Annotated in this window: 8 protein-coding genes; 3 read left to right on the top strand and 5 right to left on the bottom strand. The window is 69.9% G+C overall.

From position 1 onward, the window contains the following. Nucleotides 1-7 precede the first annotated feature (7 nt). Complete coding sequence (locus tag EII35_RS12875) at nucleotides 8-1,507, bottom strand: hypothetical protein (RefSeq protein ID WP_185744328.1); 1,500 nt, start codon at nucleotides 1,505-1,507, stop codon at nucleotides 8-10. A 111-nt stretch (nucleotides 1,508-1,618) separates the two neighbouring features. On the opposite strand from EII35_RS12875, the gene EII35_RS12885 reads away from it, so the two are divergent. Beyond that, entirely contained in the window at nucleotides 1,619-3,331 is a 1,713-nt protein-coding gene (locus EII35_RS12885) for a glycerol-3-phosphate dehydrogenase/oxidase (protein WP_125228871.1), read from the top strand. A gap of 479 nt (nucleotides 3,332-3,810) precedes the next feature. On the opposite strand, the gene EII35_RS12890 is transcribed toward EII35_RS12885, so the two are convergent. Continuing rightward, entirely contained in the window at nucleotides 3,811-4,191 is a 381-nt protein-coding gene (locus tag EII35_RS12890; protein ID WP_125228872.1) for a nuclear transport factor 2 family protein, read from the bottom strand. A 126-nt stretch (nucleotides 4,192-4,317) separates the two neighbouring features. Here EII35_RS12890 and EII35_RS12895 point away from each other — a divergent pair, with 126 nt between their 5' ends. Next, nucleotides 4,318-4,908: a TetR/AcrR family transcriptional regulator gene (locus EII35_RS12895; RefSeq protein ID WP_125228873.1), complete on the top strand. Its 591-nt coding sequence runs from the start codon at nucleotides 4,318-4,320 to the stop codon at nucleotides 4,906-4,908. 42 nt (nucleotides 4,909-4,950) lie between these two features. Here the strand turns inward: EII35_RS12895 and EII35_RS12900 are convergent, their stop codons facing one another. From EII35_RS12900 to EII35_RS12910, 3 genes are all read right to left on the bottom strand, one after another. Then, the gene (locus EII35_RS12900; protein WP_125228874.1) at nucleotides 4,951-5,217 is read right to left on the bottom strand and encodes a hypothetical protein; all 267 of its coding nucleotides are present in this window, start codon (nucleotides 5,215-5,217) and stop codon (nucleotides 4,951-4,953) included. Between the two features lie 75 nt (nucleotides 5,218-5,292). Continuing rightward, entirely contained in the window at nucleotides 5,293-7,170 is a 1,878-nt protein-coding gene (locus tag EII35_RS12905) for a hypothetical protein (RefSeq protein ID WP_125228875.1), read from the bottom strand. After that, entirely contained in the window at nucleotides 7,155-9,161 is a 2,007-nt protein-coding gene (locus EII35_RS12910) for a thioredoxin domain-containing protein (protein WP_125228876.1), read from the bottom strand. Before EII35_RS12910 ends, EII35_RS12905 begins: the two co-directional genes overlap by 16 nt. A 41-nt stretch (nucleotides 9,162-9,202) precedes the next feature. Here EII35_RS12910 and EII35_RS12915 point away from each other — a divergent pair, with 41 nt between their 5' ends. Next, a complete protein-coding gene (locus EII35_RS12915) occupies nucleotides 9,203-9,790 on the top strand; it encodes a rhomboid family intramembrane serine protease (protein WP_185744329.1) in 588 nt (195 codons plus the stop codon). Nucleotides 9,791-9,986 lie beyond the last annotated feature (196 nt).

The raw sequence follows: 9,986 nt of genomic DNA on the forward strand, positions 1-9,986 counted from the left end.
ACCTCCTTCAGGGGGAGGTTGAGACGAGCAGGATCCTGCCGTCGGTGAGGCCGACGGCGAGGCGATGCGCACGGTGTGCCAGCGACACGGGCTCGGCAGGTCCCACCGGAAGCGTGCAGCTGTCCGTGACGCTCCCGCCGTTGGTCTCCCGGATCTCCAGAAGGCCGCCGGTCCCGAGGACCGCGAGTCGGCCTGGATCAAGGGGAGCGAGCGCCACCGGGAGGCAGGGGAAGGGGTGCTCCCACGCCGTCGAGCCGTCAGCCTGCACGCCACGCAGGCCTGCCGTGCGCCTGCCCGACGACGGGTCGCGCCACGTGATGGCGAGGATCGCCAGCCCGTCATGATGGACCCCGAGCGTCCGATCGAGTGATCTGCCCGGATGGCTCAGGTCGGTCACCGGGCGTTCCATGCCGGACTGCGGATCGACCGTGACCAGCGTCGCCGTGTCGTCCCAGGTTCCCGCGACGCGGTACAGACCGGGGCCGCCGCTGAACGCAGGACATCCGGGGTAGGGGCGGGTGAGTGTGATCCTGCGCACCCCGTCGGCGGTGATGAGGTGATCATGGCCCCTCGGGGCCGGAAGGTCGAGACCTTCGGCGAGGAAGGTCCCGCACGGTGTGCGACTCAGGTGGTGGGTGCCCCGGAACAACACCTCCCGCGCCCCGGTCGTGGGGTCCAGGCCGAGCAGGGTCGTGGGCAGATGGCCCGGCGGGTCGTCGAAGCGCCTCGGCAGCTCGGTCGCCACCAGCAGCCGGTCTCCGGCGTCCCACAGCCCGATCGCGGGGGCGCCGACATCCCACCGCTCGGCGGAGCCGTCCGGGTGCCACAGCACCACCTCGCCGCGCCCCGTCGCGACCGCCAGGTCCTCGTCCCGCCACAGCATCGCCCAGGGCAGCCCCTCCGGTCGGTACTCGACGCCGTGCCGGCGCGCCAGCGTCTCGAGACGGTGGATCCCCTCGTGCGGCCCTTGGTAGGGCAGGTACGGGACGTCCTCGTGGACCGCCCACGGGGTGAGGGAGGTCAGCTCGACCTCATGTGCATCGACGGGGATCTCGTAGGTGGTGAGGGTGCGGCCCGGATCCTCCCAGGTGTCGAGGTCGTCGACGGGGGAGACGGTGAACCGGATCCGGTCGCCGTCGAAGCGGCACAGCAGCACCTCCCGGTTGTCCGCGATGAGACGACGTCGCTTACCCGTTCCCCGGTGCCACAGCTCCAGGCCGCCCTCGAAGAACGCGCCGCCGTCGTACTGGCCGTGACCGATCACGACGAGGTCGTCCCGCACGTCCACGTCGTTGACGGGGAAGGGGAGGTCCGGCAGGAAGGACTCCAGGGCGAGGTCGGAACGACGATGGAGTAGCACGCTGTGCGAAGCGGAGGGCAGCTGGCGGGATCGGTGCCACGCGGAGGTGGACACCGCGGTGACGATGAGGTCGCCGAGGTCGCGGTGGAACTCCAGGGCCCGGGTCTCCGGGAACGCCCCATGGGACAACGTGCCGATCACGCGCATGGCTGAACCTTAGTCCCACCACCTCCAACCGGTTGCTGCACGAACGTGCAGGTGGGTTGAGGAGCCGTGGCGCCAGTGTGAGGCTGGTGCCAAGAGCGAAGGAGCCCACCGATGACCACACTCAATCAGCAGCAGCGAACCGAAGCCATCGAGACCATGTCCACCCGGAAGGTCGACGTGCTCGTCATCGGCGGTGGGGTCACGGGGGCGGGCATCGCCCTGGATGCCGCCTCGCGCGGACTGACCACCGCCATCGTCGAGGGTCAGGACTGGGCCTCCGGCACGTCGTCGCGGTCGTCGCGTCTCGTCCACGGCGGGCTCCGCTACCTCTACAACCTCGACTTCAAGCTCGTCGCCGAGGCCCTCCGGGAGCGTGGACGGCTGCTGTCGACGATCGCCCCCCACCTCGTTGAGGCCCAGCCGTTCCTGTGGCCGCTGAAGACCCCCGTCATCGAACGGGCCTACTCCGCGGTCGGCGTCGGCATGTACGACGCGCTCGCCCGGATCGGCTCGAAGGGCAAGGCCACCGTCCCGATCCAGCGGCACCTCAGCAAGGCCGGGGCCCTCAAACGATTCCCCGAGATCAAGCACGACGCCCTCATCGGTGCGATCGAGTTCTATGACGCCCGCGTCGACGACGCGCGGCTCGTCATCACCCTCATCCGCACCGCCGTCCGGCACGGCGCCCTCGCCGCCAGCCGCGTCAGGGTCGAGGAGGTCCTCAGGGATTCCCACGGCCGCGCGACGGGCGTCAGGGCGCGGGATCTGGAGACGGGGGACACCTTCACCGTCGAGGCCGAGCACATCATCAACGCCACCGGGGTGTGGACGGAGCAGACCCAGGACATGGCGGGCGGCACCGGCGGGCTGAAGGTGCTGGCCAGCAAGGGGATCCACATCGTCATCCCCAGAGAGCGTCTCAAGGCCACCACCGGCATGTTCCTGCGTACCGAGAAGTCGGTGCTGTTCATCATCCCGTGGCAGCACTACTGGGTGATCGGCACCACCGACACGGCCTGGCACGAGCAGCTCACCCACCCCGTCCCGACGGCGGAGGACATCGACTACGTGCTGGCCCACGCCAACGAGGTGCTGGCCGAGCCGCTGACCCGCGACGACATCATCGGCACCTACGCGGGGCTCCGGCCGCTGCTGCAGCCCAAGGTTCTCGACGAGTCCAAGTCGACGAAGGTCTCCCGCGAACACACCGTCACCGAGGTCGTCCCCGGCATGGTCGCCATCGCGGGCGGCAAGCTCACCACCTACCGGGTCATGGCGGAGGACGCCGTCGACTTCGCGTTGGGCAAGCCCGTCGCGAAGGCACGCCCCTCCCTCACCGCCGACCTGCCGCTGCTCGGTGCCGACGGGTTCCACGTCGTGCAGAACCGTGCGGAGGACCTGGGGCAGCGGTACGGCTTCAGCGCCGACCGGATGCGTCACCTCCTCAGCCGCTACGGCTCGGAAGTCACCGACCTGCTCGCCACCATCGACGAGGACCCCTCGCTGGGCAAGCCGCTCCAGGCCGCACCCCAGTTCCTCAGGGCGGAGGTGCACCGCGCCTGCACGAGCGAGGGGGCGATCCACCTGGAGGACATCCTCATCGCGCGGGTGAGGCTCAACTCCGAGGCCCGCGATCGTGGCGCTGCCGCCGTCGACGAGGTGGCCGAGATCGCGGCCAAGGCCCTCGGCTGGGACGACGCCCGCACCGAACGCGAGAAGTCGAACTACCTCGCCAGGGTGGCAGCGGAGCTGGCGGCCGAGGAGCAGAGCACCGACGCCGCGGCCTCCGAGGCCCGGATGCAGGCCCCGGACATCGTCAGCTGAGCTGAGTGGGTTCAGGGGCGCGAGCATGAATTCGTGGGTTGCCGAGCCCGCCGCGGGCGGCGGGCTCGGCAAGTAGAACGGCGATTCGTGTCCAGGGGCGGTGCTGAAGCACCCTCTTGTTCATGACGGCTTTCCGTCCCTTCCTCCGCTGGTCGAGCCGAGTCCGGAGCTTGCGGAGGACCCATGTCGAGACCCGGTGGGATTCCCGTCCAACTCGGGTCCCGGCACCGTGTGCCAGGGGTCTCGACACGGACTGCTGCCTGGCGCCAGCACTCCGGCTCGACCAGCGGAAAGGGGGGGGGCGTGAATAAGAGGGCGCGCGGATAGGCGCATCCACTGCGGTCGCCCCGGTGACCCCCGGGCTGTGGACCTCCTCGACGGCCACGGTCCAGTGAGTGCGCTCTTCGTCGTCCGCCTTGCCCGGAGGCCACCGTGTCGATCCTCGTCACGATCCCCTATCCGCGCACCCTCTAACCCTCTCAGTCGATGCCCATGAACATGTGGACTGCTGTGACCTGGCCCTGCGTGTTGTGGAACACGATGTCGACGCCGCGTCCGGCCACGTCCCCGTCCGGGGCGAGCATCGACCAGCGCAGGAGAGTTGCGTCCCCGGACACGACCTCCTGGTCGTAGACGAATCGCAGTCCTTTGGTGGCGATCATGTCGTCGTGGACCCGAGTGATGTGGGCCGTGATCTGCGCCACGCCCCGGAGTGTGATCCCGAGTGAGGAAACCGACAGCATCCCGTCGGATGCCCAGATCATGTCGATGAGAGCGGCGCGGCGCTGCTGGTCGGGTTCGGTCCACGTTCTCAGGTACTCGTCGGCGAACCCCGTGGGCGGCTTCTTCTGTGTGGTCATGAGGACTCCCGTCGTTGTTTGTTGACAGCGTCAGCATACCTTGGCCGTTGACGGTGTCAACAAACCGTGTGTCGCGACCCGACGCAAGGAGCCCAGACTCGGTGCCCGGGCCGCTAAGTTGGCCCCATGAGCCCTCGCGATTCCTCTCCGACCATCGCGGCGATTCTCCGTGCAGCCGACTCGCTCCTGGAGACCGGGGGGCGTGACGCGGTGACGCTGAGGGCCGTCGGCGAGGTGGCCGGGGTCTCCCGGATGACGCCGTACCGGCACTTCGAGGACAAGTCGGCCCTGCTTCATGTCGTGGCAGAACGCGCCCTGCGCACGATGGCCGAGAGCATCCGCGCCGCATCCACCGCGGCGAGCGGTGCCTCCGAGAAACTCCGGGCGGGTGCTCGCGCCTACCTCGATCACGCACTGGACAATCCCCACCACTACCAGCTGATCTTCGGTGACACGCCCCTGACGCAGCCGGGTCCTCAGCTGAACGCCGCCGCCGACGACGCCATGCGGGCCATCGAGGAGATCGTCGCCGATGCTCAGGGCGCCGGGCTGCTCCGCCTCGCCCCGACGCGGGAACTGGCCACCGTCCTCTGGGTGCTGCTGCATGGTTTGGCCGCCCTGCAGATCACTGGCCACCTGCACGAGCCCCGCACCGTGGACGGGGACACCCAGCTGGACGTTCTGCTGGACCTGGCCCTCGCGCAGTTCCGACCGTGAACGGACGCGGGGGTTTTACGGAACAATCTCTCCCAGCAGAGGTCAGCTGTTCGGGTCGCCATTGAGCTGATCCAGCAGTTCCTTGGCGGCCCGGACCGCTCGGACACTGCCCTTCCCGGCGGCCAATTCCCGGGTGGCTGGGAGGTCGAGGTGCCGCGGGTCGGCCAGCCCGGAGTCGACGGCGGCCCTCACCTCGGGCAGGAACTCGGCCATCAGCTCGACGATCTCCGCGGTCCCGGCTGCCAGGCGCTCCTGGGCGAGGGACCGCCCGACGATGCCGTCCAGCAGCGACCACACCACCGACAGCATCCCCTCCCCGGCGACCTCCCGCAGGGCGCGGGCCAGCGCCGGGAGCTGCTGCAGGGGGCGCGACCCGCGGTCCAGTCACTCGGCGTCGGCGACGCCCGCGTGCAGCAGTCCCCGTCGCCACGCCTCCCGGAGCGCGAGGGCCGCGTCGGCTCCCGCCGTGGGACAAGGCACGGGGCGTTGCACACCGAGCAGCCCCGTCGTGGCCGCCGGGCCGAGTGGGGAGGCCGAACGGGCCACCTGCCGGGCGAACTGTCCCATCATCCGGGAGTTAGCCACATCCACGCAGTGATCCAGCCCGATGTGGGACAGATCCCCCGCCAGCGGGAACTGCTCCACGATGACGGCGTAGAACTCCGCCACAGTGGGCAGCCACGGCTCCGCGGGGTCGTGGGAGGGCCAGTCCCACAACCCGGTGGCGTCACGGACCGGTGCCGGTGCAGCGACCGGCTTCCGCAACCAGGCACGAACGCAGCCCAGCACGGTGCGCCAGTCACGACGGTGGGTTCCGAGCACCGGCACGTCGTGGTCCTCCAGCCCTGCCAGGTCCCGCTCATCCCAGCCGGGTGCCAGACGCTGCAACGTCAGCTGCAGGTCACCAAGCCCCACGGCGACCCCGGCCTCGTGGTAGCGGGCGAGCGCGGCGGCGAAGTCGTCGAAGTCGACCACCAGGTCCACCGTCGTCGGCGTGGACAGCAGGCAGGGCAGCTCTCCCAGCCGGAGAGTGAGATCCCGGGTCCTGGCGGCGAGTGGGGTCCCCTCATCCCAGGAAAGGCGACGGTTCGTCCCCATGGCCCAGTCGGCAAGTGAGGGCAGGGCTGTCATCCGCCCGGCTTCCGAGCGCATCATGCGCCGAACCTGCTCCACATCGACGCGGGCCAGGGCCACGACCATGGCCAGCAGGCGTTCCACCGGCTCGTCGATGAGCTGACACCGGTCATGGATCTCGGTCAGCAGATCCCCCAGAGCGGGGAAATTCGGGGACAGGCGCTCCACCCGGGGCGCCGTCCACAGCGGCGGGCTGGCTTGCCACAGACCCCGCACCTCAACCGTGACCGGGGCGGGCCCCGGGACAGTCGCGCCCAGTCGTCGGAGCAGTTCCGCCGCGGTTGCACGGACCTTCGCGTTCCTCGACGTGACCAGCGCCGCCACCTGCTCCACCAGGGCCTGATCCGCAGGCAGGTCGCCGCGGGCGAGCAGGGCGTCGAGGGCCAGCAGCTGGCCCTTCGCGGTGCGGACGGCCAGGCAGGGCAGCGCCACGTCGACGAGGTGCTCGGGGGCGACGGTGCGGATCATGAGGGGGCCGAAGGTGTTCACCACCGGTGGTTCCATGAGGGTGAGCACATCCATGAGACGGAGTTGATGGGGCGCGATCTCGGCGGCGGTCACGTCGAGATCAGCCAGGGAGTCGCTGAAGAGCTTGCGTTCCTTCGGGCGGGTTGCGGAGAACAGGCCGTGGAATGCCAGCCCCACCATCGTGGCGCGGTCCAGGTGTCCGCCCTGGGTGGCGTGGGTGAGGACATGGATCATCTCCTCGGTGGGAGGCATCCGCAGCGCCAGCAACGCATCCAGATGATCCGCCACGCGGGGCGCAAGCCGCTCCCACGTGAGATCCGAGGCGAGCTTCTCCTGAGCCCGTGCCATCGGGACCCGGTAGTGTCCGACGGGGGTGAAGGAACCGGCGATGACCCCCCAGTCGGCGAGGTACGCGGGGTCGTGGGGGACGGGGAGGTCGTGGTCGTGGACCAGATGCACGTTCAGCAGGCTGAACGCCCCGAACCCCGGCTGGGCGGACCCGAACCATCGGGTGCCCGCCTCGCCGAAACGGGCCAGACCGGAACCTGTCCGGGAGATGAACTCGGCCACCCGGTCAGGCCCGAGCGCGGCAATGTGCCGGGCGGCTGTCGTGACGTCCCAGTCCGGATCGACGGGGGTGCCCCTCACGCCCTCGACCACAGGGGTTCCTTCAACTGCGTGTAGTCGGTGACCGGGGTGAAGCAGCGGTCTCCCCGGCACACGTGGACGGCGTGTTCGTCGCGCCCGGCCAGCCACGAGCCGAAGCCCTGCGTTCCCGCCCGGGCCCGGAGGATCGTCGTCCCCTCGGGGGCCATCCGCCAGGTGGCGCGGGCCAACTCGTCGAAGGGGTCGTCGGCCACCACGACCGCGACTGCCCGGCCGAGCCCTCGCCCCGCCTCCTCGTCGATCATCGCCTCCGCCAGGGCCGACCCCGCGAATCGGGGAGTGGTGGCCACCGTGTCCCAAGTGGTGCGGATGGCGGCCTCCGCGCGCTCGATGAGGTCACTGCGCTCCGTCAACGCCCCCACCCGTCGCATCGCCCGCACCAGCGCGACGGTGCCGCTCGGGGAGACGTGGTCGGTGAGGGTGCGCGCCCGGACCAGCAGCCCCGTCACGCCGTCGAAGAAGCCGCCGTCCTCCGCGCCGAACAGGGCGATCGCCCGGTCGCACAGCCGCTCCGCGTGCCGCAGCCACTGCGCATCCCCCGTCACCCCGGCCAGCAGGGCGAACGCCTCCGCCACCGCGCCGTGATCCTCCGCGGAACCGATCCCCGACGAGGCCACCCCCTCGAAGGAGGAACGCCGCAACTCGCCCTCCACCAGGTGCACGTCCACCAGGTACCGGGCCGCGCCGAGCGCCAGGTCGAGCCACCGCGGCTCGTGCCAGATCATCGCCGCCGTCACCAACGACGAGATGGCCAAGCCGTTCCAGCCCGCGACCACCAACCGATCCGTGGCGGGACGGAACCGGGTCTCCCGCTCGACCAACAGCCGGGCACACACGTCGTCCAGTCGGGCCGGGTCCGGGCGGCCCCGCAGCTGCAGCGTCGAGAGTCCCTCGCCGAAGCTGCCACCCGCCGTGACGTGGAACACCTCGGCCGCCCAGTCGCCGTCCTCCGCGCCGAGGACATCGGCCAGCACCTCCGGGGTCCACAGGTAGAACACCCCCTCGAACACCGCGCCGCGGATGTCGCAGGAATCCGCGTCGAGCCCGGCGTGGAAGGCGCCGTGCTCACCGAGCAGCTCCCGCTCCATGAATCCGGCGATCCGGTAGGCGGTGCGTTCGAACAGGGCCCGCAGCCCCTCGTCGTGGTCGGCGGTGCGGCGCCACGCCCGCACGTAGGTGCCGAGCAACATCGCGTTGTCGTCGAGCATCTTCTCGAAGTGCGGGATCACCCAGCCCGGGTCGGTCGCGTAGCGGTGGAAGCCGCCGCCGACCTGGTCGCAGATCGCCCCGCGGGCCATCGCCTCGAGGGTGCGCTGCGCCAACTCCAGACTGCGGTTGTCGCCGCGCACCAGCAACGCGTCGAGGACGCTGGCCATCGGGAACTTCGGGGCCGTGCCGAAGCCGCCGTGGATGAGATCGAAGTCGGCGCCGATCGCGTCGATGGCGGCGACGAGGCTCGGGCGATCCGCGACCTCCGTCTCCTCCGCCGCCTCGAGGTGGGCGACCACCTGGTCCGCATTCGACAGCACCATCTCGCGACGGTCCCGCCACGCCTCGGCGAGAGCGGTGAGGACCTGACGGAACGAGGGCTGACCCGGCCGCGCCTCGGCCGGGAAGTAGGTGCCGGTGAAGAACGGGCGCCCATCAGGGGTGAGGAAGGCCGTCAACGGCCAGCCCCCGGCGCCGCCGTTCATGAGCTGCGTGGCCATCATGTAGATCCGGTCCAGCTCCGGCTGCTGCTGCCTGTCCACCTTGATGGGCACGAAGGACTTGTTGATGAGGGCGGCCACCTCGACGTCGTCGAAGCTCTCGTGACTCATGACGTGGCACCAGTGACAGGAGGCGTAGCCGATGCTCAGCAGGATCGGTCGGTCCGTCTCGGCGGCGTGCGCGAGGGCGTCGGGTCCCCACTCCCACCAGTCGACGGGCTGGTTGGCGTGCTGGAGGAGGTAGTCACTTGCGGCGGCCTGGAGACGGTTGGGCATGGGGTGCAGGCTACCTTGAACCCTGCTGTCACACTTGACCCATGAGCACCGACACGCAGCCCCGCAGGTCCACCCCCTTCCGTGACGGAGTGATCGTCATGGGGACCCTGCTCGCAGTGATGTGGGTCCTGGAGGTCGTCGATGTGGCCTCCGGCAACGCCCTCGACCAGTACGGGATCGTCCCCCGGGACCCCGGTCACCTGCCGCACCTGCTGGCCGCGCCCTGGTTGCACTACGGCTGGGGGCATCTGATGAGCAACACGGTGCCGTTCCTCGTCCTCGGTGTCATCACGTGGCTGGGTGGGGCAAGTCGGTGGCTCCTCGTCACCGTCGTGACGGCCCTCACCTCGGGTCTGCTGGTGTGGCTCATCGCGCCCGCCCACACCATCACGGCCGGGGCGTCCGGGGTGGTCTTCGGCTATCTCGCCTACCTCTTGGTGCGGGGATTCTTCAACCGCAGCCCGTGGCAGGTCCTCGTCGCGGTCGTCGTGTTCGCCTTCTACGGGACCGCCCTGTTCGGCATCATCCCGGGTGCCGCTGGCATCTCCTGGCAGGGCCACCTCGGGGGAGCCCTCGGTGGGGTGCTGTGTGCGTGGTGGCAGGGCCGTCGCGCCCCATCCCGGATCTGAGTCCGCAACAGTTATGGATTTTTGGGGGAAACGGACCGATAAACACCTAAGAGGGTGCGCGGATAGGCGAATCTACTGCGGTCGCCCCGGTGACCCCCTGGCTGTGTTGTCCTCCTCGAACGCACAATCCAGTGCGCTCCTCGTCGTCCGCCTTGCCAGGAGGCCACCGTGACGATCCTCGTCACGATCCCCCTAT

The sequence above is a fragment of the Arachnia propionica genome (assembly GCF_003932785.1).
Taxonomy (GTDB): Bacteria; Actinomycetota; Actinomycetes; order Propionibacteriales; family Propionibacteriaceae; genus Arachnia; species Arachnia propionica_B.

What these genes read in the sequence shown, in the direction of transcription:
- EII35_RS12875 (WP_185744328.1), bottom strand. Translation starts at nt 1,507, where the DNA reads ATGCGCGTGATCGGCACGTTGTCCCATGGGGCGTTCCCGGAGACCCGG.
- EII35_RS12885 (WP_125228871.1), top strand. Translation starts at nt 1,619, where the DNA reads ATGACCACACTCAATCAGCAGCAGCGAACCGAAGCCATCGAGACCATG.
- EII35_RS12890 (WP_125228872.1), bottom strand. Translation starts at nt 4,191, where the DNA reads ATGACCACACAGAAGAAGCCGCCCACGGGGTTCGCCGACGAGTACCTG.
- EII35_RS12895 (WP_125228873.1), top strand. Translation starts at nt 4,318, where the DNA reads ATGAGCCCTCGCGATTCCTCTCCGACCATCGCGGCGATTCTCCGTGCA.
- EII35_RS12900 (WP_125228874.1), bottom strand. Translation starts at nt 5,217, where the DNA reads ATGCTGTCGGTGGTGTGGTCGCTGCTGGACGGCATCGTCGGGCGGTCC.
- EII35_RS12910 (WP_125228876.1), bottom strand. Translation starts at nt 9,161, where the DNA reads ATGCCCAACCGTCTCCAGGCCGCCGCAAGTGACTACCTCCTCCAGCAC.
- EII35_RS12915 (WP_185744329.1), top strand. Translation starts at nt 9,203, where the DNA reads ATGAGCACCGACACGCAGCCCCGCAGGTCCACCCCCTTCCGTGACGGA.